At 66.0% G+C, this 24,715-nt stretch carries 24 protein-coding genes; 8 read left to right on the plus strand and 16 right to left on the minus strand.

All coding sequences use genetic code 11. The annotated features are described in order from the left end of the window. Window positions 1-19: 19 nt before the first annotated feature. The 4 genes from SB816_RS28560 to SB816_RS28575 form a co-directional block, all read right to left on the minus strand. Window positions 20-319: an addiction module antidote protein gene (locus tag SB816_RS28560; protein ID WP_410547921.1), complete on the minus strand. Its 300-nt coding sequence runs from the start codon at window positions 317-319 to the stop codon at window positions 20-22. Window positions 320-692: 373 nt separating this feature from the next. Next, on the minus strand, window positions 693-1,058 hold the full coding sequence (locus tag SB816_RS28565; protein ID WP_144654635.1) for a hypothetical protein: 366 nt from the start codon (window positions 1,056-1,058) through the stop codon (window positions 693-695). 190 nt (window positions 1,059-1,248) lie between these two features. Further along, complete coding sequence (locus SB816_RS28570; RefSeq protein WP_269873013.1) at window positions 1,249-2,268, minus strand: acyltransferase family protein; 1,020 nt, start codon at window positions 2,266-2,268, stop codon at window positions 1,249-1,251. Beyond that, window positions 2,210-3,184, minus strand: a complete 975-nt coding sequence (locus SB816_RS28575) for an alpha/beta fold hydrolase (RefSeq protein WP_410547922.1) — start codon at window positions 3,182-3,184, stop codon at window positions 2,210-2,212. Before SB816_RS28575 ends, SB816_RS28570 begins: the two co-directional genes overlap by 59 nt. Window positions 3,185-3,296: 112 nt before the next feature. Here SB816_RS28575 and SB816_RS28580 point away from each other — a divergent pair, with 112 nt between their 5' ends. Together SB816_RS28580 and SB816_RS28585 are read left to right on the plus strand one after the other, a co-directional pair. Continuing rightward, a complete protein-coding gene (locus SB816_RS28580) occupies window positions 3,297-3,881 on the plus strand; it encodes a CGNR zinc finger domain-containing protein (protein WP_054503308.1) in 585 nt (194 codons plus the stop codon). 134 nt (window positions 3,882-4,015) lie between these two features. Then, window positions 4,016-4,384 carry a VOC family protein gene (locus tag SB816_RS28585; protein ID WP_054503164.1) on the plus strand — a complete coding sequence of 123 codons (369 nt, stop codon included), beginning with the start codon at window positions 4,016-4,018 and terminating at the stop codon, window positions 4,382-4,384. An 81-nt stretch (window positions 4,385-4,465) separates the two neighbouring features. On the opposite strand, the gene SB816_RS28590 is transcribed toward SB816_RS28585, so the two are convergent. Continuing rightward, window positions 4,466-5,083, minus strand: a complete 618-nt coding sequence (locus SB816_RS28590) for a LysE family translocator (protein ID WP_144654637.1) — start codon at window positions 5,081-5,083, stop codon at window positions 4,466-4,468. Between the two features lie 81 nt (window positions 5,084-5,164). Between SB816_RS28590 and SB816_RS28595 the strand changes: the two genes are divergently transcribed. Beyond that, window positions 5,165-5,617 (plus strand): Lrp/AsnC family transcriptional regulator, encoded by a 453-nt coding sequence (locus tag SB816_RS28595; RefSeq protein ID WP_144654638.1) that lies wholly within the window; start codon window positions 5,165-5,167, stop codon window positions 5,615-5,617. Between the two features lie 24 nt (window positions 5,618-5,641). On the opposite strand, the gene SB816_RS28600 is transcribed toward SB816_RS28595, so the two are convergent. From SB816_RS28600 to SB816_RS28610, 3 genes are all read right to left on the minus strand, one after another. Then, the gene (locus tag SB816_RS28600; protein ID WP_054503152.1) at window positions 5,642-6,259 is read right to left on the minus strand and encodes a LysE family transporter; all 618 of its coding nucleotides are present in this window, start codon (window positions 6,257-6,259) and stop codon (window positions 5,642-5,644) included. Window positions 6,260-6,404: 145 nt separating this feature from the next. Further along, window positions 6,405-8,108, minus strand: a complete 1,704-nt coding sequence (locus SB816_RS28605; protein WP_064526115.1) for a flagellin — start codon at window positions 8,106-8,108, stop codon at window positions 6,405-6,407. Window positions 8,109-8,522: 414 nt separating this feature from the next. After that, the gene (locus tag SB816_RS28610; RefSeq protein WP_410547901.1) at window positions 8,523-9,230 is read right to left on the minus strand and encodes a response regulator transcription factor; all 708 of its coding nucleotides are present in this window, start codon (window positions 9,228-9,230) and stop codon (window positions 8,523-8,525) included. Between the two features lie 487 nt (window positions 9,231-9,717). Here SB816_RS28610 and SB816_RS28615 point away from each other — a divergent pair, with 487 nt between their 5' ends. The 3 genes from SB816_RS28615 to SB816_RS28625 all read left to right on the plus strand — a co-directional run bounded on the left by SB816_RS28615 (window position 9,718) and on the right by SB816_RS28625 (window position 14,067). Then, window positions 9,718-10,764 carry a hypothetical protein gene (locus SB816_RS28615; protein ID WP_054503149.1) on the plus strand — a complete coding sequence of 349 codons (1,047 nt, stop codon included), beginning with the start codon at window positions 9,718-9,720 and terminating at the stop codon, window positions 10,762-10,764. 141 nt (window positions 10,765-10,905) lie between these two features. Next, window positions 10,906-12,057 carry an MFS transporter gene (locus tag SB816_RS28620; protein ID WP_410547902.1) on the plus strand — a complete coding sequence of 384 codons (1,152 nt, stop codon included), beginning with the start codon at window positions 10,906-10,908 and terminating at the stop codon, window positions 12,055-12,057. A 390-nt stretch (window positions 12,058-12,447) separates the two neighbouring features. Next, window positions 12,448-14,067 carry a methyl-accepting chemotaxis protein gene (locus SB816_RS28625; RefSeq protein WP_175166593.1) on the plus strand — a complete coding sequence of 540 codons (1,620 nt, stop codon included), beginning with the start codon at window positions 12,448-12,450 and terminating at the stop codon, window positions 14,065-14,067. 142 nt (window positions 14,068-14,209) lie between these two features. Here SB816_RS28625 and SB816_RS28630 read toward each other — a convergent pair whose 3' ends face one another. The 5 genes from SB816_RS28630 to SB816_RS28650 form a co-directional block, all read right to left on the minus strand. Beyond that, entirely contained in the window at window positions 14,210-14,791 is a 582-nt protein-coding gene (locus SB816_RS28630; RefSeq protein WP_269873030.1) for a fimbrial protein, read from the minus strand. A 97-nt stretch (window positions 14,792-14,888) separates the two neighbouring features. Continuing rightward, complete coding sequence (locus tag SB816_RS28635; protein ID WP_054503145.1) at window positions 14,889-15,635, minus strand: fimbria/pilus periplasmic chaperone; 747 nt, start codon at window positions 15,633-15,635, stop codon at window positions 14,889-14,891. A gap of 46 nt (window positions 15,636-15,681) precedes the next feature. Then, on the minus strand, window positions 15,682-18,144 hold the full coding sequence (locus SB816_RS28640) for a fimbria/pilus outer membrane usher protein (RefSeq protein ID WP_410547903.1): 2,463 nt from the start codon (window positions 18,142-18,144) through the stop codon (window positions 15,682-15,684). A gap of 187 nt (window positions 18,145-18,331) precedes the next feature. Then, window positions 18,332-18,910, minus strand: a complete 579-nt coding sequence (locus tag SB816_RS28645; RefSeq protein WP_054503143.1) for a fimbrial protein — start codon at window positions 18,908-18,910, stop codon at window positions 18,332-18,334. 396 nt (window positions 18,911-19,306) lie between these two features. Continuing rightward, window positions 19,307-20,104, minus strand: a complete 798-nt coding sequence (locus tag SB816_RS28650) for a sulfite exporter TauE/SafE family protein (protein WP_410547904.1) — start codon at window positions 20,102-20,104, stop codon at window positions 19,307-19,309. A gap of 66 nt (window positions 20,105-20,170) precedes the next feature. On the opposite strand from SB816_RS28650, the gene SB816_RS28655 reads away from it, so the two are divergent. Continuing rightward, window positions 20,171-20,836 (plus strand): response regulator, encoded by a 666-nt coding sequence (locus SB816_RS28655; protein WP_054503141.1) that lies wholly within the window; start codon window positions 20,171-20,173, stop codon window positions 20,834-20,836. After that, a complete protein-coding gene (locus SB816_RS28660) occupies window positions 20,833-22,224 on the plus strand; it encodes a sensor histidine kinase (protein ID WP_054503140.1) in 1,392 nt (463 codons plus the stop codon). Before SB816_RS28655 ends, SB816_RS28660 begins: the two co-directional genes overlap by 4 nt. Here SB816_RS28660 and SB816_RS28665 read toward each other — a convergent pair. Genes SB816_RS28665 through SB816_RS28675 form a run of 3 tightly spaced genes read right to left on the minus strand, consistent with a single transcriptional unit; the run spans window position 22,160 to window position 24,448 of the window. Next, window positions 22,160-22,759: an IbrB-like domain-containing protein gene (locus tag SB816_RS28665; protein WP_231132986.1), complete on the minus strand. Its 600-nt coding sequence runs from the start codon at window positions 22,757-22,759 to the stop codon at window positions 22,160-22,162. The two genes, SB816_RS28660 and SB816_RS28665, sit on opposite strands and share 65 nt — an antisense overlap. Further along, a complete protein-coding gene (locus SB816_RS28670; protein WP_410547905.1) occupies window positions 22,680-23,228 on the minus strand; it encodes an N-acetyltransferase in 549 nt (182 codons plus the stop codon). Before SB816_RS28670 ends, SB816_RS28665 begins: the two co-directional genes overlap by 80 nt. Then, complete coding sequence (locus SB816_RS28675) at window positions 23,225-24,448, minus strand: phosphoadenosine phosphosulfate reductase (protein WP_054503138.1); 1,224 nt, start codon at window positions 24,446-24,448, stop codon at window positions 23,225-23,227. The genes SB816_RS28670 and SB816_RS28675 overlap by 4 nt, the downstream gene beginning before the upstream one ends. Window positions 24,449-24,715 lie beyond the last annotated feature (267 nt).

Consider the following 24,715-nt stretch of genomic DNA (forward strand, 5'->3'; position numbering starts at 1 on the left):
GCTTGGAAAATGTGCCTGTTTAGATCCAGGCCGCAGACGCATGCAGGCGTAATCCGAGCGCGCGCGCCACCTTCAGGATGGTGGAAAAGTCCGGGGCACGTTCACCAGATAATGCCTTGTATAGGCTCTCGCGCGACAGACCGGCGTCTTTCGCTACCTGGGTCATGCCTTTAGCCCGAGCAATATCGCCAAGCGCCTTTGCAATGAATGCTGCATCACCGTCACTTTCTTCGATGCAGGCGTCCAGGTAGAGCGCCATTTCTTCCGGCGTCCGCAAACGCTCCGCAATGTCGTATTCGCGTGTCTTCAGTTTGATTATGAATTGCTCCGGTCGTTGTTGGAGCGGCCTCGCTTAATGGCTCGATGTCGTCTTGCCGTCAAGCGGCGCATGCTTACAGTTGATCCGCTAATTCATAGGCAACGCCTACCGGCTACAGAATGTTCAAGCTACTTGTGCCGTTTGCCATGCAATCGGTCACTCGTACACCCACTGCCTGGGTCAGGCCGGAGACGCCCCGGAGAACCGCATGAAACCGTGGCCGTTTCCGTACGCCATGCCACCAGTTTCCAGCGGAGACCCGCATAAAACCTAGAAATTACGCCGGATTGTGATTCCGGTTGTCGTGGGTTCGAGTCCGCGCCGGAAGAAAAAACCGCCAAGCGGGCCGCTGTTTTGGATGGACGGCTTTGGTTCAGAACTTGGTGGTCGTAGGAGGCTTTTGGATCTCGCAGACGGCTTCGTCAGTGTATGTGCTGCGGCTGGCCTCACTGTACGTATGGCGAATGAACTTAAGGTCGATCCTGCTGATGTTGTTTTTGAATGTATACCCTTTGGTCCGGCCGGTCCACATAACCGCATCCGAGCCGAACGCTGCTTTATAGGTATCGGAGTTGCCGCCGCCGCGGATCTCGGACACTGTCCCGTTCGCTTCGTCCAGCACAATCTCCCACGATGGCGAGCCCTTGAAGATTGGACACTTCAGACGAGTAACTTTCCCCTGGGCCCAGGTGTTGGCGGTCGCGAGGGAAAGTACGGTGGCGATGACTAAAAATTTCACTAAGACCTCCTGTCGATGAACAAAGCCAATCTCTCACAGATAACAGCCCCCCGAAGGCGGCGGCCAATCTATTCCCGGGCGCGTCTGTATGCCCGCTGGGCGGCGGTCCCCCCGCTCCGGAGACTTGGCCCTGGCGGTCAGCAGGCTAAAGGGACGTGCCGTGGATCTTCGTCCGCGCCGGGGCGATGCGTCATGCCGGCTTGGCGGAAAACCGGACGTATCGGTGAATCAGGTTCTGGCAAGGTTGTTCGATCAGCCTATAGGTCAGCCACGAAACGACGATCGTGATGGCCAGGAACAGCGGCACGTTCATCGTGCTCATGCCGAACAGCTTGATCCAGCAGTCCAGAACGATGGCGTGCACCAGATACATCGAATACGAGATCGCTCCGATGAATGAAAGCGCCGGGATATGCATCGTGGGCGGCCTGGCATGAAGGCTGAGGATCAGAACGGCGGTGGCGATGGCCGTCGCCAGGCTTTGCGCCTGCCAGGCTGGGCCCCTCTCGGTAAGTATCGAGATCATTACCAGGAGGAGGGCGCTCATGGCTAACCGCACGGATCTGCTCCCGAGGGCAGCCGGCGTCAGCCCATTTCGCACCAAGTATGCCGTGATCGATCCCAAAAGGAACTGGTCATAGTATTGAAGAATGTCGTTAGTACCGCCGGCCAGTTTGTAGAGCACACTGCCAAGCGCGAAAACGGTCAGTACGGCTAACGGCCGGCGCAAGAGAAAGGCCAGCCACAAAACCAGCGGGAACGTCACATAAAACCAGAATTCGATGCGCAGCGTCCAGAGCACGCCAATGCCGTACCCGAACCAGTGGTCGGGACCTGGCCGAAATATGACCATCGGCCGTAACGCGGCGGATATGGTACCGAGGTGCTCTGGATTGAAGATCCAGTAGTAAACGAGGATCGCGCACAGTTGGAACGCATACATGGGGTAGATGCGTCCGACTCTGCGCACGATGAACTTCGCGACGTTGCCAGGCGTCATGATGCCATCGCGCAACAGAATGTCTGCGATGAGGAAGCCGCTCAGCACGAAGAAAATGCTGACGCCGATTCGTCCGCCTGGCGCCACCGCATTGGCAGAATGTCCCAAAACCACCATTGCGACGGCCAGGGCCCGGAGCCAGTCCAAATACTCAATTCTCGTTCTGATGTCCGCCATATTTGATCGTTTTTTTTGCCAGCCGCAGATCATAGGCTAAATTCCGATCCAGGAACTCCCGGATCACCCCGCCAATCTCCGCCCCATGCGTCTCCAGCGCCAGGTGCCCCGTGTCGTAGAACCGCACGTCCGCGCCCGGGATGTCCCGCTTCCACGCCTCGGCGCCGGCGGGCAGGAAGAACGGATCGTTCCTGCCCCAGACGGCCAGCAGCGGTGGTTGGTGCTCGCGAAAATACGCCTGGAACGCCGGGTACTTTGCCACGTTCGACGCGTAGTCCAGCAGCAGGTCCAACTGCACCTCGGCGTTGCCCGGGCGGGACACCAGATAGCTTTCCAGCGCGATCGCATCGGGCGCGACCAGGGTCTTGTCGGGCACGCCTTCGAGATACTGCCATTCGATGGAAGCCGGCGTCGGGAAGTCGCGCAGCGCCTCGCGATTGGCCTGCGACGGCTCCTTCCAGTACCGCTGGATCGGCGCCCAGCCCTGGCCCAATCCTTCCTCGTAGGCGTTGCCGTTCTGCGAAATGATGGCGGTGATGCGGTCGGGATGCGCCGCCGCGAGGCGCCAGCCCACCGGCGCGCCGTAGTCGAACACCTGGATGGCGTAGCGGTCCAGCCCGAGCTGCTGGGTGAACTGGTCGATGGTCCGGGCCAGTTGGTCGAACGTGTAGGCGTACTCGCCGCGGGCGGGCGCTTCGGTGAAGCCGAAACCCGGCAGGTCCGGCGCGATGACGTGGTACTTGTCCGCCAGCATCGGAATCAGATTGCGGTACATGAACGAGGACGCGGCATAGCCGTGCAGCAGCAGCACCGTCGGCGCGTCGGGCGCGCCCGCCTCGCGGTAGAACACCTTCACGTCGCCCACCTGCTCGAAGCGGTGGCGGACCTGGAGGCGGGCTGCCTGCGTGTCGCCAGCCTGCGCCAGCGCCGCCAGTCCGGCCGCGCCCATCGATGTCTTCGTGGTCATGACTAATCTCCTTGTAACCGATAAATTGGATTTAAAAGGTTACTCATGATTTTGGTAACTGGTCAATTTATTTTTTATGGGTTACATTGGACGCATGCTGGAAACCGCCAAAAACCCGAAGGCCCCGCTGTTCGTCGGAGACGACCTCGCGCTCGATTTCATCAATAGTGAATTCGGGGTGGGGGCGGCGCATCACGATTGCTTCGTCGACGACGAGGCCGTGCTGGCCTGGCTGAAGCTCGCCGGGGTGCTGCCCGAGGACGTCGGCGCCGCGCCCAAGGGGTTGAAGACGCTGGCCCTGCGGCTGCGCGACAACGCCAGGTCGCTGGTGCATGCCGCCAAGCAGGAAGGGGCCTCGGATGCCAGCGTCGTCAACCAGGTGCTCCAGGCGGGGCGCGCGTCCAAGGAACTGCGGTGGGATGACGCCAGCGCGTCGTTCAAGGTGGTGCGTCAGCGCCGTCGCGACGATGCTGCCAGCTTTCTCGAACCCGTCGCGCAGGCCGTCGTCAGGCTGCTGACCGACACGCAGCTCGAACTGGTGCGGCAATGCGAGGCGCACGACTGCACGCTGATGTTCCACGACAAGACCAAGTCGCACCGGCGCCGCTGGTGCAGCATGGCCCTGTGCGGCAACCGCATGAAAGTGGCGGCGTTCCGCTCGCGCAGGAAAGGGGAATGATCCCCGCGGAGATCTCGCGCCGGGCGCGGGCGCTTCGCCGGACGAGCGCTGCCGCCTCGCGCGTGGGCCCGAAAATCGGTCGGTCCGAACGCCTGTGACGGTATGCGCCGATGGCGACGACAACGGAGAAAAACATGTTTGATCATATCGGTTTTGGTGTCAGCGACATGGATCGGAGCCGCGAGTTTTTTCTCAAGGCGTTTGCGCCGCTCGGCGTAGGGCTGGCCATGGAGGGGCCGGCAAGCATCGGCCTGGGCAGGCAGGGCAAGCCATCGCTGTGGTTGTATGCGCAATCCCGCGTCAGCGCGCCCTTGCATATCGCCATTGCCGCCGATTCCCGGGAACAGGTGGACTTGTTCTACGCCGCGGCGCTGGCGGCCGGCGGAAAAGACAACGGTCCGCCGGGCCTGCGTCCTCACTATCATTCCAATTACTATGCGGCTTTCGTGATCGGGCCGGATGGGCACAACGTCGAAGCCGTCTGCCATCGGCCCGTGGATTGAATCCGCCGTTGGGGCGGCGATTCGGCGTCGTGATGCAGGTCTCAGCCGAATTGCTTGAGCGTGCACCTCGATAGTTGTGCCCTACCGATGAAACAAGGCCATGAAGCCCGCCGCCATGAGGATCATCCCGCCGGCGGCGCTGTCGACGAGGCGCCGCCGCGCATCGCTCAGGCCCGCGCCGCCGAAGCGGCCCAGCGCGACGCAGATGCCTGAATAGACCACCCCGCACCAGAACATGAAGGCCGCCGACAGCATCACGGCCTGCAGCGTGGTGTCGCCCAGTCCGGGGTCCATGAACTGCGGCAGGATGGCCAGGTACACCATCATCCCTTTCGGGTTGAGCAACGACGTCAGAAAGCCTTTGCGCAGTTGGTCCTTGACTCGCCCGCCGGGCACCTCGATGCCGCCGGGCCGCAATGCCGCCCGGACAAGCCTGCAGGCCAGGTACACCAGGTAGGTGATGCCGATCCAGCGGATCGCTTCGAATAGCGTCGGTGACGCGGCCACGACCGCGGCCAGCCCCAACGCGACCAGCAGCGAGTGAACGCAATAGCCCAGCACCACGCCGGCCGTGGCGCGAAACCCCGCCGCGGTGCCGCCGGAAACAGCTTGCGAAGCGATGAAAAGGATATCCGGACCAGGCGTGCAGACTAGCGGGATGACCGTTGCCGAAAACAGAAAAAGTGTCGAGAAATTCATAGCGAAAGCTTATCGGTGAGCACCCGGAAGGTGCTTCCAAAATCTTGCAAGGAATTCTCGATCCAAGGCAAACTATCGTGCATGGACGATATTGACAGAAAGATTCTTGCGGAACTGCAAGCCAACGGCCGACTTTCGCTCACCGATCTGGGCGAGCGCATCGGTCTGAGCCTGTCGCCGTGCCACCGGCGCGTCCGTGCGCTGGAAGAGGCCGGGGTCATCGCCGACTACCGTGCCAACATCGACCCCGTGGCAGTGGGGCTGAGCTTTTCCGCGATCGTGTTCGTCACGCTGCGCAGCACCGACCGCGCCGCCGTGAAGGCCTTCGAGGACGCCGTGCCACAGGTGCCCGAGATCATCCAGGCGCAGCGCCTGTTCGGCGATCCGGACTTCATGCTGCACGTCATCACCACCGACCTCGCGGCGTATCAAAAGCTGTACGACTACAGCCTTTCGACATTGCCGAGCGTGCAGCGGTTGTCGTCCACCCTGGTCATGAAGAACGTCGTGCAGAACCGGCCGCTGCCCCTTTGATCCCGTTGGCCCGGCGCGCCATTTCTACCGGATCGCCGCCAGCTTCACCGCGAACCCCAGCAGGAACACGCCCGCCAGCCGCTCCAGCAGATTCGCCACGCGCGGGTTGGCGCGCATGCGCTCGGCCAGGTGGTGCGTCAGCAGCACCGCCGCCAGGCCGTAGAGAAACGTCAGCGCCGCCACCGTGACCGCCATGAAGGCGAACGTCACCAGGCCCTGATGCCGGACCGGGTCGATGAACAGCGGGAAGAACGCCATGTAGAACATGATCGCCTTGGGGTTCAGCAAGGTGATCATCGCGGTCTGGCGCAGGTAGCGGCCGTTGTCCATGCGGCTCGGACGCGGCGCGGCGCCGGGCTTGCTGCGCATCATCTGCAGGCCCAGCCAGGCGAGATACGCGGCGCCGGCCCACTGCACGATATGGAACGCCGTGGGATAGGCCGCCAGCAGCGCCGAGACGCCGGCCACCGCCAGCCACATCAGCACCTGGTCTCCCAGGATCACGCCGCAGGTCGCCGCCAGGCCCGCCTTGATGCCGCCCTTGCCGGTGGCGGTCAGCAGGGCGAAATTGCCCGGGCCGGGGATGATCAGCAGCATGATGAAGGCGAGCACGAATGCGCCATAGTCGGTGACACCGAGCATGGAAAGACTCCCGAAAAGAGAACGGGCATTGTAGATCCGCCCGGCGTGACGCGCGGCCGATCTCGCCGGCAACGAAAAGGCCGGCCCCCGCCCGTCGCAACGCGCGACGGAGGGGGCCGGCCCGATGGGCTGGCTGACTACGCGATCAACGCAGCAGCGACAGCACCGTCTGCGGCACCTGGTTGGCCTGGGCCAGGACCGACGTGCCGGCCTGTTGCAGGATCTGGGCGCGCGACATGTTCGACACTTCCGTGGCGTAGTCGGCGTCCTGGATGCGCGAGCGCGCGTTGGACAGGTTGTTGACCACGTTGTTCAGGTTGTTGATAGTCGATTCCAGGCGGTTCTGCACGGCGCCCATTTCGCCGGTCAGCTTGTTGAGGACGCTGAAGGCGGCGTCCAGGGTCTTGAGCGGATCCGCGGTCAGCGTACCCTGGCTGGTTTCGTCGGTGGTGAGCTTGCCGCCGCTGGTGATCCTGACCAATTCGCCGACCTTGGCGGCATAGTCGCCGGCGCCTGTGCCGCTCTTCACGTGAACCAGGCCGTTGTTGGGATCGACCGTGTAGGTCGTGGTGTAGTTCGCGACGGTCGTGAGCCGGCCCTTGTCGTCGATGAACGTGTTGGTCGACTCCCCATCAGTGAAGGTGAGCGTGGCGGTGGTTATGCCGGAGCCGATCTTCATGACGATGTCATTGGCCGTTGCATTCGCGTTGACCTTCGCCAGCAGCGCGTCGGACGTAATGGTGTCGGTGAACGAAAGCTGGTTGGCGGTACCCACGGAGGAATAGGTCTTGCCGCTAATCGTGACTGATGAGTTGGCAGCAGTCGTGTTTTGCGCGGCGGCGGTCATGACGCTTGCCAGCGTGGCGGCGGTGCCGCTGGCGTTGTTGGTGGAGAGGTTGCCGGCTGCATCCAGGAAGGCCGTGGCTCCACCAATCGTGATGGCGCCCGTGGCGTCGACTTCGAAGGTTGTCGACGCGGCGCCGTTGTTGTGTACATATACGCCCGTGCTGGTTCCCGTGGCCGGGCGCAGGCGGTTGGCCAGGGTGGTGATGGCGCCGGCGTTGCTGGCCGACACGTTTTTGAACGTGAAGTTCTTGTTGTCGGCGTCGTACGTATAGGTGGTGCCGGCGCCGGTGGCGGTGCCGCCATCCTTGACGGTATTGCCGTTTTCGAGGCGGGCGAATACCTGGTCCGCTTTCACGGCGGCGTGAGTCGTGGTGACCGTCCAGTCGTTGGGCGTGGCTGCTGCGGGGGCGGGCGCGCCGGCGGCCTGCAGGTCAGAGACATTGGCCTCATGGTTCTGCGTCACTCCCGAGCCGTTGACGTTGAAGCCGTCCAGCCCCAGCGTCTTGGCGCTGATTTCCGACAGGTTCAGCGTAATGGTTTCGCCATCATTGGCCCCTACCTGCAGCGTCAGGGGCTTGGCCTTGTCCGACAGAACCTTGACGCCGTTGAAATCGGTCTGTTGCGAGATGCGGTCGATGTCCGACAGGCGTTGGTTGATTTCGTCCTGGATGGAGTCGAGCTGTTCCTGCGAATAGCTGCCATTGGCGGCTTGCACCGACAGTTCGCGCACGCGCTGCAGGTGAGTGGTGATCTCGGCGGACGCGCCTTCGGTGGTCTGCGCCAGCGAGATACCGTCGTTGGCATTGCGCGAGGCCTGGGTCAGGCCCCGGACGTTGGCGGTGAAGCGGTTGGCGATGGCCATGCCGGCGGCGTCGTCCTTGGCGCTATTGATGCGCACGCCCGAGGACAGGCGCTCGATGGCGGTGCCCAGCGCGGACTGGGATTTGTTGAGATTGTTCTGGGCGACCAACGACAGATAGTTGGTGTTGATGACTGCAGCCATGTGTTAGCTCCTTGGCAGAGTGAGGCTTGATCGAGGCGGGCAGCGGCGCTGCCCGATTGCCAACGTGATGAACCGAGAATCAGCGTTCGGGTTCGTCCGTTGCCAAAACTACGACCCTGCCAAATTGATCTTTAGACGATCGCGGCGCAAACGGCTGTCTTATGATTTTTGATGAGTTTTGCTGGAAATTTTCTGAAACACGAGCTTTTACTCGCACGAAAAAGAAGGCCCCACTCGCGGGTAAGCGGGTGGGGCCTTCGGCCTTGTCTCTCTTGGGGAAAGTTGCAAGACATGTGTAGTGTAGGCGTTTGGGCGCCGCCGAAAACTCATGAATACTCAACGGCGCAGTGGAGCGCGAACGGGTGGGCGCCGCGGCGGGTATCGTCGGGCGCCGGCGGCGCCGCCGCGCGCAAATCAGTCGTGCGTCGCGATGCCGATCCTGCCCTCGCGCAGCACCAGCAAGGACCCTTCGGAATAGATGTTGCGGATCTGCAAGGGGGCATCGCGCAGGGTCGAGAGTTTCTTGCGGACCCGATAGAGCAGCGCGTCGATGCGGTGCTGATCGTAGATGACTGCCGGATAGCCGAGATTCTGCGACATCCGCTTGTGGCTGACGGGGTACTTCGGACTCTGGATCAGCGTCGCCATGACGATGGATTCCTTGGCCGTCAGGCTTAGCTGTTGGCCGTCCGACGATCGCAGTTGGCGCGATTGCACGTCCAGGGTCCAGTTGCAGTGCGAGATCGGGCCCGGCGTCGCGGTCACGAGCCGGCGTTCGAGCGCGCTAACGGTGACCGCCAGCAGCGCAAGCTGGATCGGCTTGATCAGGTAATGGTCGGCGCCGTCGCTCAGGCTCTGCAATTGAGCGGGCATGCGCACGTTGTCGGTCAGCACGATGATGCCCATGGCGGGAAACGTGCGGCGCAGCGGCGCGATGTGGCCGAGCATGTCGCCGTCGGGCAGCGACGCGGCGGTCACCAGGATGCCGGGCGGGGACTGCCGGATGTGCGCCAGCGCGTCCTGCACGGTGCCGCAGACGTGCACGCCGCGGCCGAGGCCGGCGATATGGTTGGACACGGTTTCGGCCCATTCCGGCGGATCTTCAACGACAAGAACGCGCATACCTGCGATTGGTTTCCCGGGCCACGGACTGCGTCGACGACTGGACGGCGGGCCTTCTTCCGCCAGCGCGGCATCGCGGAAGCGACGCCCATCCGATTCTAGATTTGTCCTTGCGGGAAAACGCGGTTTGGCGTCTTAATGCGGTCTGATATCAAGGTCGGCGTCGCGGCAAGATTGCGGGCGGAGACTCGGGCGGCGGGTGCGCGGCCTCGGTGCAAAGGCCCTCGTCTTCAGAAACAATCGCAACAATAGTTTTCTGGCGAGCGCGCCCTGCGCGAGCCTCCCGGCACCGTATCGCCGCGCGTCATCGCGCCGCGGCCCGTGCGAATGCGGGCGTGGCGTCCGCCCCATCGCGCCGGCCGCGCGAAATCCCACCGTGTTGCCCGCGTGGCCCGATGTTTCAGCGTGCCTCGCCGCGCTTGCGCTCCGGCCCAGAGGCAGTAGCATGCGCGCTCAGACCGATTCAGCCTCATTTAAGGACCGATCCATGACCTTGCCGCGCCCGCGCCTTGCCTTGTCCCTCCTGACGCTTACGCTGGCGCTGTCGGGGTGCGTGAACATGCCGTCCTCGAACGGATACGGCACCCGCGACGATCCGCGCTACGGGCAACTGCTGGACCTGATCAACGAGGCGCTCAAATCGGACATGGCCGTGGTGCTGGTGGCCGACCTGATGCCGCACGCGACGCTGAAAGACGCCTTGACCATGACGCAGTGGACTCCGACCGTGATCTGGATGCACGAGAAGGCGCCGCAGGTGACCTTCAGCCGCAAGTTCCAGACCAATACGCTCAAGCGCGACCCGAAGGAAACCTATCTGTTCCAGGCGTTCGAGGTGCATATCCTGCCGCCCGGCAAATACCTGCTGACCGGCGGCGACGACTACAAGCTGAATGCGCTGCTCGATCAGGTCGGGGCCAAGCGCGGGCCGGAGGGATCGGGCCGCGGCGCCAACGGCACCGCCTATCTTTCGCCGGAACTCTATCGCGAGTTCTACAGGCAGCAGGCGTGGCGCGACGCCACCACCCACAGCGAGACCAAGACGCGCCAGGTCTGCACGGCCGTGCACGTGGCTTCGGGCGCCTGCGTGAGCTGGGGCGAGCAGCAATACACCGAGACCTCGGCGGGGATGCCGGCGGGCTACTACGAGGAAACCGATTCGCGCGACATTCCCGCCATCAAGGTGCAGGCGCGCATCCCGCCCAAGCAGGCGCTGGCCAGCTTCACGCTGCAGGGCGGTCAACTGGTGCTGAGCCAGCGCATGCACCTGAAGACGCCCAGCTACAAGTTCCGCCAGTCGGCCTGCCGCGCGGTCGACCCCAAGATGATCGAGTGCCCGCTGGAGGACCTGACTGTCTACACCCGTCCGGCGCCGATGGAGTTCGCGCAGAAGTACCTGGCGCAGCGGACCCTGAGCGCCGAGCACCAGGCGCTGCTGGCCAAGCTGCAGCCCATGCAGATCACGCCGCTGGGCAAGCAGGGCATGGAAGACCCGATCTGGGGCGTGCCGCTGTCGATGGACAAGGGGCGCTAGGCCGGCGCGCGGCGGGAAAAAAAGAGAAGAGCGCGCAACGCGGCGTTGCGTTTGGCGGGGGTAAACTCCCCCACCGCCCCGTCGCATCGGAGCGCCTGACCGTCGCCATGCAACTGTCCCACCCGGATCGAGGAGTGGACGATGCAACGCCATTTCCTTGTCCTGTTGTTGCTGTCGCTGACCCAGATCGTCGGTTGGGGCGTGGTCGGCGTGCTGCCGGTCATCGCCGCGCCGGTCGCGTCCGACCTGGGCGCCACCTTGCCGTCGATATTCCTGGGCACGTCGGTCATGTATGTCGCGATGGGGCTGGCCGCGCCGCTGACCGCCCGCGTGTTCCGCCGGTTCGGCACGCGCCAGGCGATGGCGGCGGGCGCCGCGCTGATCGGACTGGGCCTGGCCCTGTTGGCGCTGTCTCCGGGCCTAATGGCCTTCTGGGCCGCCTGGGCGCTGATCGGCGTGGCGGGCGCCGCCTTCCTGACGACCGCCGCCTATGCCTACGTCGTGGAATATGCGCGGGAACAGGCGCGCGGCCTCATCGGCACGCTGATGCTGGTGACGGGCCTGGCGGGCAGCGTGTTCCTGCCGGTCACGGCGTTTCTCGATCACCTGATCGGCTGGCGCGATGCGCTGCTCGTGTACGCCGCCGTCATGGCGCTGGCCGTGGGCCCGCTGCTCTGGTTCGGCCTGCCCGCGACCGAAGCGACGGCGGCAGTGGCCGCGCGGCGCGGCGCCGGCTCCCATGGCAGGATCTTCGTGCTGCTGGTGACCGCGATAGCCTTGAACAGTTTCGTCACCTTCGGCATCCAGGCCGTGGGCGTGCCGCTGCTGCAGGCCATGGGCATGGATCTGGCGCGCGCCGTCGCGGTTGCGTCGCTGCTGGGCGTTTTCAAGGTCGGCGGGCGCTTGCTTGACCTGCTGGGCGGCGGGCGCTGGGACGGGCTGTCCACCGGCATTGCCGCGGGCGCCATGATTCCGCTGGGGCTGGCCGCCATCTGGATCGGCGGCGCGGGCCTGCTGCCGGTCGTCGGCTACCTGCTGCTGTTCGGGGTCGGCAGCGGCGCCTTCGCGGTGGCGCGGGCCACCATGCCGTTGGTGTTCTTCGACAAGGCCGGCTATGCGGCGGCGATGGCCGCCATCGCCTTGCCGATGAATCTGATCAACGCCCTGGCGCCGCCGGCGCTGGCGGTGTCGATGGAGCAGGCCGGCGCGCCGGTCACGTTCGCGCTGCTGGGCGGGCTGAGCGTGCTGGCGCTGGCGGCGCTGCTGGCGCTGAGCCGCTTGCGACCGCCGTAGCGGTCGAAGTCCGCCCAGGCCTCGGACCAGTTGAAGGCGACGCCGACGATGCCGACGCCGCCCAGGCGTTGGTCGACGGCCAGCAGCTTCGCCGCCGCGCGCATGAAGGTATCGCTGACGTTCGCATCGGGGGCTCGCGGATCGCTTGGACCTTGTCGCACAGGTTGCTGGCGTCCAGGGAAGGCTATGCAGCGCTACGTATCACTGGGATTTATAAGGGGCTTAAGCCGTTGCTTGAACCAGCGCGGTGAACAGCCGAGCAAAGTCGTCATTCCTAGGGTTATCCCTAATCTCTTCCTCGCCCTACCATGCCGGTCCGGTTCAACAAGGCCCCGGAACAACAACAGGCGATCATCGCGCCACCCGGCCGGGGCGACATAGGAAGCAAGCATGTTTGGCCTATTTTCTGGTCTGCGTATCCGCGCCCGCCTGTCCGGCGCGTTCTTGATGGTGGCGCTGCTGGGCGGCGCGGTCGGCGCCTTCGGCGTGTGGGGGCTGGCCCGTATCAACGACATGAACAGCCAGCTCTACGAGGTCGAATTGCGCGGCCTGTCCGACATGAAAAACGCCAACCTGCAGTTGGTGTATGCCGGCCGCGCCCGCAACAGCTATCTGGCGGCCTCCACCGAGGCCGAACGCGAGGCCAGCCGTAAACAGTTCGACAGCGCCGTGCGGCGGCTGGACGCGCTGCGCGATCGCGCCGCCAGCTACTACCTGGCGCCCGAGGACCGCCAGTTGCTGGCGCGCTTCAGGCAGGCGCAAGACGCCTGGAAGCGCGACGCCGAGGCTTTCTTCACCGCCGCCCGCGAGCTGCCGCTGCGGGCGAAGGATTCGCGCGCCGTCGAGATCGAAAAGCACGTGATTGCGTCCTCGGAGCAACTGGACGGCGTCATGGACCGGCTGGCCGAGTCCAAGGAAGCCAGCACCGCGCGGTCGGTGCAGGCGGGCTCCGACCTCTACGAACGCACGCGCCTCATCATGATCGCGCTGTCGATCGCCGGCGTGGCGCTCGGCATGCTGCTGGGCGGGTTCATGACGCGCGGCATCGTGCAGCCGCTTGGACAGGCGGTGCAGGCCGCGCGCCGCGTGGCCGCCGGGGATCTGACCGGCGACATCCGCGTCGTCACGCGCGACGAGACGGGCGACCTGATGATCGCCCTGCAAGCCATGAACCACGGCCTGGCCGCTATCGTGCGCGATGTGCGCGATGGCTGCGAAGGCATCGCCTCGGCGGCCTCCGAGATCGCCCAGGGCAACGCAGACCTGTCGCAACGCACCGAGGAACAGGCCGCCTCTTTGGAGCAAACCGCCGCTTCGATGGAGCAACTGACCAGCACCGTGCAGTTGAACGCCAGCCACGCCGGCCAGGCCGAGCAACTCGTCACCCAGGCCTCGGCCGTGGCCGTGCGCGGCGGCAATGAAGTCGATGGCGTGGTGCGCACCATGGACGCCATCTCCGACAGCTCGCGGCGCATCGCCGATATCACGAACGTGATCGACAGCATCGCCTTCCAGACCAACATCCTGGCCCTGAATGCCGCGGTTGAGGCCGCGCGGGCCGGCGAGCAGGGCCGGGGCTTTGCCGTGGTGGCGGGCGAGGTTCGCACCCTGGCGCAGCGCTCGGCCGTGGCCGCCAAGGAGATCAACGCCCTCATCAACGAGTCCGTCAGCCGCGTCGAAGACGGCGCGCGGCAGGCCGGCGCCGCCGGCCGCACCATGCGTGAAGTGGTGGCCAGCGTGGGGCAGGCCGTGACGCTGGTGCGCGAAATCGCTGGCGCCTCGGCCGAACAGTCTACCGGCATCGGCCAGGTCAACCAGGCCGTGGCGCAGATGGATGGCGTCACCCAGCAGAACGCCGCGCTGGTGGAAGAGGCCGCCGCCGCGGCCGCCAGCATGCGCGAGCAGGCCGGACGGCTGACGCAACTGGTCCGGCGCTTTCAGGTCGATGCGGTCACCGGCGCACGCGTGCTGGCGGCGCGACCCCTGCCCGCGCTGTCCGCGTCCGAATGAGAGAGGATCGTCTCGTTATTGCGAACAACGGAATATGCCGTTTCGGTCGCGGATATTTGGCAGAATGGATTCGGGTAAAACGTTTCGCCGATCGCGGCGAGGGCTGGCGCGCGGCGGCCGCCGGCCCTCGCGAGTGCGTCGCTTAGAAGTAGGCCAACGCGTAGGTGGCGTTCGCCTGGACCGAGCCGGTGCCCGACGTGACCGCTCCGGGTCCGCCCACAACGGACATGCGGGCCCAGTAGCGCAGCTCGTTGCTGCCGTTGATCAGTTGCTTCGCGTTCGCGGCGCTGGGGGTGGCGGCAAGATTGACGGGCGTGGTGCCATCGCTCTCGAGCAACTGCACGGCGACGGCGGTGGCGGTTCCGGTATTGGAGATCTTGCCCAGCGAGGCGTTCGTGAAGGTGCCGAGGAACTGGACCGCCACCTTGGACAACTTGCCGTTCGGGTTGGGGGTGGTCCCCGTATCCTCGTCGAACGAGCAGCCCGTCAGGTGGATGACGACGGGCACCGAGTCGGAGAATTTCCCGGGGCCATTCAGCATGCGCTGGGAGACCTGCCCCAGGTCGATCGTCATGTTGCTGTCGGCGGCGGAGATGGAGCAAGGCCCTTCGATGACCGTCGCCGAAAAGGTGATGGTGCCGGAGCCGCTGGTGCCCGCCGCAAATCCTGGCGCTGAATGGAACGCGACCGCGGCGGCGAGGGCGAGAGTGGATTTCTTGATCATGGGTGACTCCTGTGTTTCCTCTGTGGAAAGTGCATGAATGGTCGCGGACCGTATCTGGCGGTCCGCAACCGTGAAAAAGCGTGCGCGGGTCGCGTCCCTATTCCTTGACCCGTTCCTTGAATACGCAAACCCCCGCCGCACAGTGGTAGCGGCTGACGCGCATGCCGCCGTAGTCGTCGACATTGCCCATCATCAACTGCTTGGCGTCCGCGGGTAACTGGGCCTTGACCGCTTGCTCGGACAGCGGCGCGAGCATGATCGGCGTGTCGAAGCCGGGCAGCAGTTGCTTGCTGTCCGTGCCCAGCCACATCACCGTGAGGTAATAGGGCGACGTGTTCTTGAGCGTCAGGGTGCGGCCATCGGTGCGCGCCTGCAGGGCCTGTTCCGGCGCCGCCTCGCCGCGCTCGCCCAGCTTGGGCGGCCGTATGAACAGCTTGAGCTGGCTCTGCGTGGTCAGTTGCAGGAGGCTTGCGTCCTTGTCCTTCGGCGCCGGCGGGATTTCGCGCACGTTGAAATAGAACAGGGTCTCGCGGTCCTGCGGCAGGCGGGCCTTGGCCGCGGCGCTCATCTGCATGATCCGCACCTGCGCCTTCTTGCCCGCGTCAATGCGTTGCAGCGGGGGCAGCGCCAGCAGGTCGTTGGTCATCTTGCCGTCCTGGTCCTCGACCCAGGCCTGCGCCAGGTAGGGGGTATCGGTGCTTTCGTTGGTCAGCACCACCGAGACCGACTTCTGTTCGGTGCCCAGGATGATGCGGGTGCGATCCACATTGACCGCGCCCTGGCAGAGGGCGGGCAAGGCGAGCCAGGCGCAGAGCAGCGGTCCGGTGATATGTCTGAGTTTCATGTTTTCGCTTTCAAAATGAACGTCATGGGATGCGGGATATCAGGCCTCATTGGCAGGGCAGCGGCTGCGGGCCCTGGGCCAGCGCCGCGGGCGCGGGCAGGGTCAGGTGGCATTCCTTTTCGCCAGCCCAGGTCACGGTGAGCGCGTCGCGGTCTTCCGCGGTCACGCCGCTCAGATAGACCAGCCCCTCGTCGCCCACCATGCCGGCCGTCATGCCGGAACGGGAGGACAGCACCAGGGCGCCCAGCGGCGGGGCGTTGCCGTCGCTCAACCGGACATGGCCCAGCACCTGCTCGCCCTGGCTGGCGCGGATGCGGGAGTAGCCGATGGCGCCCTCGGTCAACACCTGGCTGATGATCGAGTCGGCCACGTCGACGTCGTCGGGCAGGGCGTTCACGTCCACCGCGACGTTGCTTTCGCGGTAGCTCGACACGTTGTTGACCACGGCGATGCCAAAGCGATTGGTAACGCCGTTGCCGTAGTCCACCGGCACGCCAGTGATCCCGTCGGTGTCGACCACCAGGCGCGGTTCGTTGCCGGCGGCCGGCTGGCCGAATGCCGCGCCCGCGGCCGTGGCCGTCATCGAGCCATACCAGCTCAGGCCGACGTTGCGGTATTGGCCGGGCTGCACGGTGAAGTCGGCGCTGGCTCGGCCATAGGGCGTGCGGCTCTGGATGCTGCCGCTCATGCTCTGGCGCCGCGAGTCGTAGTAGCGTTCGTCGCTCGCGTTCAGGTTCCAGGTGGTGTTCGGATGGCTGAAGTCGGTGTAGCCGACCGTGTGCTGCATCAGGCTGTCGCCGCTGCGCTGGTAGCCATAGCTGAACTGGCGGTTGTCGCCTATCGGGATGCTGATCGTGGCGTAGATCTGGTTCTCGGCCTGGCCATAGAAGCTCTGGGTACGGGCCAGCGACAGTGACATGTTGATGTTGCGCAGCGGCCCGATGTTGGCGTTCTTGCTGAGCGTGATCATGTAGTGGTTGTTGGTCGCCGAGTCGTTCCAGTAGTTCAGCCGGCTCAGCGACAGCGACACGCTCATGTCCAGCGGCTGGATGTGCTGGCTGTATGCCACCGTGTAGCTCTGCTTCTCGTCGCGGAAGAATTCGTCGCGCAGCACCGAGCGCATGACGTATTCGGGCAGCGACAGGAAGTGCCGGCCGGAGAATCGGTAGCCCATGAAGGCGATGGTGCTGCCCAGGCCATCGAAGGTCTTGGCGTAGTTGACCCGGTAGCTGTAGCCGGTGCGGCGCGGGGCATGGGCGAACGGCAGCCGGGCGTCCGAGCGCGTCACGTCCGCCGACAGGGCGCCCAGCCGGCCCAAGTTCTGGCCGGCGCCCAGCGCCAGCGCCCGGTATCCGTCCTGGGTGGCAACGAAGCCGCCATACAGCGAGGTATCGTTGAACGCGCCCCAGGTGGCTTCGGCCGTCATGAAGCCGGGCCTGACCACGTGGTTGTTGGCGCGGCCGCCGAACAGCGGCCGTCCGGCCGAAACCTGGTAGCGCAGGTTGCCCTTGCGCGTCATGAACGGCACGCTCGCCGTCGTGATCTGCCACGTACGGGCGCTGCCGTCGCTCTCCGTCAAGGTGACGTCCAGATTGCCGCTGATGTTCTGGTTCAGCGCCGGCAGGACGAAGGGGCCGGGCGACACTCGGGTCTGGTAGAGCAGGCGGCCGCTCTGGCTGACGGTCACTTGCGCGTTGCTGTTGGCAATGCCGGTCACCTGCGGCGCATAGCCCTGCAGCGATGGCGGCAGCATGCGCTCGTCGCTGGCCAGGGTGACGCCGGCGAAGCGGATCGGATCGAACAGGGAGGACGACAGGTACGTCTGGCCTAGCGTCAGCTTCGATTCCCATTGCGGCAGCGGCCGGAACAGGTAGGTCTGCGGCAGGATGGCGTTGGTTTGCGACTTGCCGTGGCTGTCGTGGTGGCTGTACTGGTAGTCGCTGCGCAGGCGCCAAGCGCCCAGGTTCAGGCCGGCGGTGCCGTACAGGGTGTAGCTGGACGAGTTGCTGCCCTGCTGCGCCATATAGCGGTTGGCCAGCAGGTTGTAGTCGAGGATCACGCCGTTCACGCCCGTGCTCCAGCGCGCCGGCGGCACCCAGTCCGGGTCCTGGTAGCGCAACCAGGCCTGCGGCACCGTCACGGTCAGCGACTGGCTGTCCGGGCTGTAGGCGACCTTGCTGTCAGGGGTGTCGAGGTCGACGCAGGGGCCGGCGTCGCTGTTGACATTGGCGAGCCGCGCCGCGGCGTCGTCCTTGAGGGCCAGCATCTCGAGCATTGCCGGAGTGACACAGAACACCGTGCCGTCGTCTATCACCGGCACCGCCTTGACCTGGTACTGGGCCTGGAGCAGGCGCTGGTTCAGGTAGAAGTCGACCAGGTAGGTGCCTGGCGCCACGTAGCCGTCGCGGCTGAAAGTGGACAGGTCGACGTTGCGCTTGTCCTTGGTGTTCAGAAAGCCACTGCTGAACTCCGTGGCGTGCGCCGACAGCACATAGGTACTGATTGCCATGATGGATGCCAAGCGGGCCAGGGTCATGATGTTTTTTGCCATATTCCGGCGTGAGAGACTGCCGGAAAACCTCGGCGTCGATGTGGCGCCGCATCGCGGCCACCTCGGTACGGAAAGCGCGCGTCGGAAATCCCCCGCCGCCATGGCGGCGGGGTTCCGTACGCACGGAATGGCGGCGTTTGGCCGCTTAGAAATACGTCAGCGTGTAGGTGACCGAGCTGCTCACCGTACCGGCCGTGACGCCGGTGGCGGCGGTCGATGCCAGCCGGGCGAAGAAGTTCAGCACGTTGGTGTTGCCCGCCGTGAGTTGTTGGGCCGTGGCCGACGTAGGGGCGGTGTTGAAGTTGACCGCGGTGGCGTTGTCCTTGCCCAGGATCTGGACCGCGACGTTGGCGGCGTTGCCCGTGTTCGTGAGCATGCCCTTGGTCGCGTCGGACGCGGTGCCGGCGAAAGACACGCCGACCTTGGAAAGCTTGCCGTTCGCGTTGGCGCCTGCGCCGGTATCCGTTTCGAACGAGCAACCCGTCAGGTGGATGGTGATCGGCACCGAAGCGGAGAACTTGCCGGCTCCGACCAGGTCCTTGCGGGAGATCTGGCCCAGGTCGATGTTCAGGGCGGAGTCGGCGGCCGAGATGCTGCACGGCGCTTCGATGATCGAGCCGGTGAAAGTGATGGTGCCTTGACCGAATTCACCGGCGGCGAATGCCGCGACCGGACCCAGCAGGGCGGCGGTGGTTGCAGTGGCGAGGAGCGTCTTCTTAAGCATGGATAGTCCTTATTGATATCCGAGGGAGCTAGCCTGCGCGGTTGGCCGCGCAGAGGTTGAAAAAACGGATAGGCCGGGCTCGGAAAATGATGGGTCGGCTTGGCGCCGTTTTTTCATCAGCCCGAATGAGAAGCTATTGCGTTCGCATGAGATGTCGAGGCGTTGGTTCAAGAGGCCTGGCCGCGCTGAGGCGCCAGGCGTGCGGAGGAATATGTGATGTTCCCGTCATGGACGGAATCTTGCATAGCGCGGATTATCTGAGCATTAACTCGCGTCAGATATCGAGAGGGGGCGTCGGAGCGCCCCGATGGGCGTCCGTCAGGACGCCGTCGGAGGACGCCCATGAGGGGCGTCCGGCAGGATCGGCGGGAAGGAAAGGCGGGAAGGAGGAGCGGCTCAGGCGCGCCAGGCGAGCACGGCGGCGACCGCCACGCAGACCGCCGCGAATACCCGTTGCAGCACCGCTTGCGGCACGCGCGGCGCCAGCGCGCGGCCGGCCGTCATGCCGGCGATGGCCGCGGCCACGAAGGTCCATTGCGCGGTCGACAGCGTCAGTCCGTGCAGCAGGGCGGAACTGACCGTGGCGGCCGATACCAGCGCGATCACCATCAGCGAGGTCGAGACGATGCTGATCATGCGCGCGTCGCTGAAGTGTGTCAGCGCCGGAACGATGATGAAGCCGCCGCCGACCCCGAGCATGCCGGTGCACAGGCCGGATACGGCGCCGATGCCGCCCAGCGTGGCGGCGGTCAGGCGGTTCCAGACGAAGCGGCCGGTTTCGGGCGAGAGCCGGCAGGCCTTGCGCGGGGCGTCGGCCGCGCCCGGGGCCGGCGCGCGGCGGCGCGATTGCTGCACCATGCGGGCGGCCACCAGCAGCATCACCGCTGCAAAAGTCAGACTAAGCCAATGCGCCGGCAAGCGCCGCGCCAGCGACAATCCCAGCGGTGCGGTCAGTGCGCCCACCGCGGCCATCAACATGGCGGCCTTGTAGCGCACCAGCCCGCGCATCAGGCCCTGCAGGGCGCCGACCGCCGACGCGATGCCCACTGCAATCAGCGCCACCGGCGCCGCCTGCGTCAGCGTCAGGCCCAGGCCGAACATCAGTGCGGGCACGGCCAGAATGCCGCCGCCGGCGCCGGTCAGGCCGAGGGAGACGCCGATGCACAGCCCGAGCAGGGTCGCGGTCACCATCATTAATTACTTTTAGAAATTAACTTATTACTTCAAATAAGTATAACGTGCCGGGACGAGGTTTCTGCCATGCGGATTTTGTTGGTCGAGGATGACGCCTCCATCGCGCTGGCCATCCAGGCGGGCCTGGGGTTGCAAGGGTTCGTGGTGGATGTGGTCGGCAACCTGCGGCAGGCCGACCTGGCGGTGCAGACGTCGCATTTCGGCGCCTGCGTGCTGGATCTCGGGCTGCCCGATGGCGACGGCATGGGGCTGCTGGCGCGATGGCGCGCGCGCCGCCTGAACCTGCCGGTGCTGGTGCTGACGGCCCGCTCGGCGGTGCCGCAGCGGGTCGACGCGCTGCGCGCCGGCGCCGACGACTACGTCCTCAAGCCGTTCGACCTGGACGAACTGGGCGCGCGCCTGCAGGCGCTGATGCGGCGGACCGCCGGGCACACCACCGATCGCATCGAGCACGGCCGCCTGACGCTGTTCGTGTCGCGCGGCGAAGTGCTGCTGGACGGCAAGCGCATCGCGTTGCAGCGGCGCGAGCTGACGCTGCTCAGTACGCTGTTGCAGCATCCCGGGCAGATCCTCACCATGGATCAGTTGCGCGACAGCCTGTACGGCTTCGATGACCGGGTCGAGAGCAATGCCGTCAACGTCCACATCCACAAGCTGCGCCGCAAGCTCGGCGCCGATCTGATCGAGACCGTGCGCGGCTGGGGCTACCGGCTGGGGATGCCGGCGCCGTGAGTCTGCGCACGCGCCTGTCGATGTTGCTCGGCGTCGTCTGGCTGGTGGTCGGCGGCGCCGTCACGCTGTGGATGTTCGAGCACGCCAGCGCCCAACTGGACGCGGCGCTGGACTCCCGGCTGGCGGCGTCGGCGGCGATGGTGACGCGGCTGGTGACGCAATGGCCGCGCGACGCGGCGGTCGGCCTGCCGGACATGGCCGCCGCCAGCGGCGCGCCGGCGCGCGGCGGCATCGCGTGCGAGGTCGGCGCCTTCGGCGCTGGCGCGACCCCGGCGTTCACGGTGGCGCGGGCGCGCGCCTCGCTGGCGCTGCAGGCGGCGCCGCTGGGGTTCGGCTCGTTCAGCCGGGCGGGCGCCACCTGGCGCACCTATGCCGTCGAGGCCGAGGGCATGCGCGTCGCCACGGCCTGCCGCACGGACATCCGGGCCGAGCTGCGCCGAGAGATGGCCTGGACCGCGCTGCTGCCCGGCGTGGCCGGCCTGCTGGTGGGTTTTGCGCTGCTGTGGTTCGGCGTCGGCCGCGGCCTGGCGCTGGTCGAAGGGCTGCGCCGCCGGCTGGCGTGCGAAGCGCCGTGGCCGGCGCACGACCTGCCCGGCGACAAGGTGCCGCGCGAACTCATGCCTTTCACGCAGACGCTGACACACCTGTCGCAGCGCATGGAGGACATGCTGCTGCGCGAACGGCATTTCTCGGACCACGCGGCGCACGAGATGCGCTCGCCGGTCACGGCCATCAAGGCGCACCTGCAGGTGCTGGAACGCCTGCCGGCGATGGCTGGCGATGCGGCCAGCCGCCAGGCGGTCGCGCATGCGCTGCAGGGCACCGCGCGCCTCGAACGCCTGATCGAGCAATTGCTGATGCTGGCGCGCGCCGACGGCGATGATGCCGACGCGGCCTGCGATGCGCTGGCGGTGCTGGCGCGGGTGGCCAGCCGCAAGCCGGCGCGGGTGCGCTGGCATCTGCCCGCCAGCCGGCCCTGGGCGGCGTTGCCGGATGCGCTGCTCGATTGCGCGGTGCGCAACCTGGTGGACAACGCGCTCAAGTACTCACCGGCGCACGCCGATGTCCAGGTCCACGTCTCGATCGCGGCGTCCGATCTGGTGGTGACGGTGCGCGACCGCGGGCCGGGGCTCACCCCGGCGCAATGCGCGCGGGCGGTCGAGCCGTTCTGGCGCGGCGGGCGCCAGGGCGAGGGCGCGGGCCTGGGACTGTCGATCGTGGCCGCCATCGCGCGGCGCCACGGCGGCGCGCTGGCGTTGGAGTCGACGCCGGGCGCGGGCCTGCGCTGCCGCCTGAGCGTGCCGCTGGCCCTCGCGGCTGGGCTCAGTCCCAGGAGCGCGAATAGCGGTGATCGAGAAACAGTTCCGGCAGGCCCGACACCTGCTTGAAGCGCAGGACCTCATCTTCGTCCATGCCGAGCTGACGGGCAATGTCGGCGTCGCTCCAGCCGGCCTTGAGCAGGCGCACGACGATATCGGTCATGGGCATCACGCCGTGCACGCCGCGCGCGCGGTTGTGGCGGATGGTGGCGGCGATGCGGTCGGCGGCGCCGGCGCGGCCGTGGCGGATGACCACGATAGGCAGGTAGCCCTGCAGGCGCTGGCGGATGGGACCCTTCTTCTTGCCCACGCGCTGGCGGTGAAAGCCGTCCACCACGACGTAGCGGGCGGGGCCCGCCTGGTGCGCGACGATGGGCTGGGTGTAGCCGTCGGCGGCGATCGACAGCTCCAGCAACCGCATTTCGGGCGGCGCGACGCTGTTGGGGTTGTAGTCGTTGGCCTCGATCCGCTCGCCGGGGACCCATTGCACGCAATCGACCGGCTCGGCGGCGAAGGGACTGTGCTCATGCAGGCACAGGCGGATCCGGTTGATGGCTTCGATCCGTTGGCGGATCGGCAGGCTGTCCAGTTCGTTGAACAGCATCCTGGCCCGGCTCTCCAGGCTGTCGAGAAGTGGCATGGGCATTCCTTTTCAAGGTGATCCAGTTGCCCCGGCTGGTGTGGGGCTGGAAGCCGTAGGGTTGCAGCAGCTCGGCGCTGAGCCATGGCACGCGCAGGGTGCAGGGCTGGTCCAGACCGTCGATGTAGTCGAGCACGCGCTGGCGCAGCGCCCGGAACAGGCCCAACTGGCGCGCTTCGGGGCGGATGTAGCCGTCGCGGATGCGCACCGTGTCGCTCAGCAGTTCGATGCTGACGAAGCCGAGCACGCGGGCATGGCTTTTCCGCCTGACGATGAACCAGCGGTGCCGCGGACTGTCGTTCAAGGGATAACCGCCGCAGTCGCGGCGCACGGTGGCGCTGGCGAAGAAGCGGCCCATCTGCGCGAAGAAGGCGCGTTCGTCGTCGTACGAGCGCAGCAGCAGGAAATCGTAGTGTTTCAGGGGATGCGTCATGGTGCGGCGCGCGCAGGCACGGGAAGCAGGCTGTCGATGTCGCAGCGCGCCGGGCCGAACGACAGCGATCGCGCCATGTCCTGCTTGAGCAGCGACAGACCGATGCGGCGCCAGGAGGGCTGCGCCTTGCGATTTTCGAGGTCGGGGATGCCGGCGTCGGGCCACATCGCCAGCGGATGGCCGCGTTGTTCCCACCAGGCGATGAAGACGTCGATGCGCCGGGCGTACACCTGGCGCAGCGCGACCGGCATGCTGTCGAGCAGGAACTGGCTGTACTGGCGCCAGGTATCGAAAGTGGGCGGCAGGCCCAGCCCGCCGCGATAGCCGAGGAAGCGTTGGCGGCAATAGCGCGCCGCGTAGTTGGCGCCCTGCACGCGCTTGACGGCGCGAAACCAGGTCTCGGGCTCGAGCTTGTGGAACAGGTCCAGCCCCTTGCGCTGGTCGTCGCCGTAAGGTTGGCAGATGCGCATCTGCGAATACGGCACGCCGGCGCGCAGCATCTGGTCATAGAGGCGGTTGTAGGCGTGGCCGTTTTCGCCGGTGTAGCGCCACAGGTCTTCGAACTTCCAGTCGTAGATCGGGAAGAAGGTGACGGCGTTGTCGCGCTGCTTGTCGCGCGTGCTCCAGGGCAGCGGCTTGTGCGCGCCGGGCGGCGTCCAGGCGCATTTCTTGGTGCGACGCTTGATGGCGAGATAGCGGTTGAGCGACTCGTCGGAGCGGATGCCGACCAGGAACGCGGTGGTCTTGTCGCGCGCCAGCCATTGGTTGAATTCGGGCACGAATTCCTCGAATTCCATGCGGTGGCGGTAGAACGGAAAATAGCCGGGATCGCTGATGACGGACGGATGCCGCGGCAGCGGCCGGATCCAGTCGGCCTCGCGGCCGGGCTCCCAGGTGCACCAGTAGGGTTCGCGCAGGCTCGACGCGTTGCGCAGGTTGATGGGCAAGCAGATCCACCAGGGGCGGACGTCGGCGCGGTCGAACATGTGCGCGACGTGGGCGATGGTGGCCTGGTATTGCCCTTCGAGGTCGATGAAGACCGCGTGCACCGGGCCGCGGCCCATTTCGCGCGCGACCTCGAGCGCCAGGTGCAGGGTGACGGAGCTGTCCTTGCCGCCGGAGAAGGCGACGCAGACCTGCTCGAAGTGCTGGAACACCAGCCGGATGCGGGCCTTCGCGGCTTCGTGGACGTCGAGGTCGCGGTAGTGTTTCAAGGCCATGGGTCGTGCATCCTGTTCGCGTCGTGCCCGGCCCGTCGCGCGGGCGGGCGTCGCGGCGCGCGGAACCGGCCGGACAGGGGCGGGTCATGCGTATGCGTCGCAACAAGCGTGTGAGGATAGCCCGATCCCAAGGCGTGAACGGGGTCATTCCGTCCGCTATTTTCTGGAGATCGGCGCGCCCGCCCTGTGCGTGGCGGGCATTCGTCTTACCCGTGGCCCGAAGCGCCCAGCGTGTCGACGCAGGCGCTTGCGAACGGAATTTCCAGG

Source organism: Achromobacter sp. SIMBA_011 (genome assembly GCF_046535435.1).
In the GTDB taxonomy this organism is placed as follows: Bacteria; Pseudomonadota; Gammaproteobacteria; order Burkholderiales; family Burkholderiaceae_B; genus Achromobacter; species Achromobacter dolens.

Coding starts and splice junctions, on each gene's coding strand:
- SB816_RS28580 (WP_054503308.1), top strand. CDS start 3,297: ATGCTGGAAACCGCCAAAAACCCGAAGGCCCCGCTGTTCGTCGGAGAC.
- SB816_RS28605 (WP_064526115.1), bottom strand. CDS start 8,108: ATGGCTGCAGTCATCAACACCAACTATCTGTCGTTGGTCGCCCAGAAC.
- SB816_RS28585 (WP_054503164.1), top strand. CDS start 4,016: ATGTTTGATCATATCGGTTTTGGTGTCAGCGACATGGATCGGAGCCGC.
- SB816_RS28670 (WP_410547905.1), bottom strand. CDS start 23,228: ATGACGCATCCCCTGAAACACTACGATTTCCTGCTGCTGCGCTCGTAC.
- SB816_RS28620 (WP_410547902.1), top strand. CDS start 10,906: ATGCAACGCCATTTCCTTGTCCTGTTGTTGCTGTCGCTGACCCAGATC.
- SB816_RS28625 (WP_175166593.1), top strand. CDS start 12,448: ATGTTTGGCCTATTTTCTGGTCTGCGTATCCGCGCCCGCCTGTCCGGC.
- SB816_RS28575 (WP_410547922.1), bottom strand. CDS start 3,184: ATGGGCGCGGCCGGACTGGCGGCGCTGGCGCAGGCTGGCGACACGCAG.
- SB816_RS28615 (WP_054503149.1), top strand. CDS start 9,718: ATGACCTTGCCGCGCCCGCGCCTTGCCTTGTCCCTCCTGACGCTTACG.
- SB816_RS28665 (WP_231132986.1), bottom strand. CDS start 22,759: ATGCTGTTCAACGAACTGGACAGCCTGCCGATCCGCCAACGGATCGAA.
- SB816_RS28655 (WP_054503141.1), top strand. CDS start 20,171: ATGCGGATTTTGTTGGTCGAGGATGACGCCTCCATCGCGCTGGCCATC.
- SB816_RS28640 (WP_410547903.1), bottom strand. CDS start 18,144: ATGGCAATCAGTACCTATGTGCTGTCGGCGCACGCCACGGAGTTCAGC.
- SB816_RS28600 (WP_054503152.1), bottom strand. CDS start 6,259: ATGCTCGGTGTCACCGACTATGGCGCATTCGTGCTCGCCTTCATCATG.
- SB816_RS28610 (WP_410547901.1), bottom strand. CDS start 9,230: ATGCGCGTTCTTGTCGTTGAAGATCCGCCGGAATGGGCCGAAACCGTG.
- SB816_RS28590 (WP_144654637.1), bottom strand. CDS start 5,083: ATGAATTTCTCGACACTTTTTCTGTTTTCGGCAACGGTCATCCCGCTA.
- SB816_RS28570 (WP_269873013.1), bottom strand. CDS start 2,268: ATGATCTGCGGCTGGCAAAAAAAACGATCAAATATGGCGGACATCAGA.
- SB816_RS28645 (WP_054503143.1), bottom strand. CDS start 18,910: ATGCTTAAGAAGACGCTCCTCGCCACTGCAACCACCGCCGCCCTGCTG.
- SB816_RS28635 (WP_054503145.1), bottom strand. CDS start 15,635: ATGAAACTCAGACATATCACCGGACCGCTGCTCTGCGCCTGGCTCGCC.
- SB816_RS28595 (WP_144654638.1), top strand. CDS start 5,165: ATGGACGATATTGACAGAAAGATTCTTGCGGAACTGCAAGCCAACGGC.
- SB816_RS28675 (WP_054503138.1), bottom strand. CDS start 24,448: ATGGCCTTGAAACACTACCGCGACCTCGACGTCCACGAAGCCGCGAAG.
- SB816_RS28630 (WP_269873030.1), bottom strand. CDS start 14,791: ATGATCAAGAAATCCACTCTCGCCCTCGCCGCCGCGGTCGCGTTCCAT.
- SB816_RS28650 (WP_410547904.1), bottom strand. CDS start 20,104: ATGATGGTGACCGCGACCCTGCTCGGGCTGTGCATCGGCGTCTCCCTC.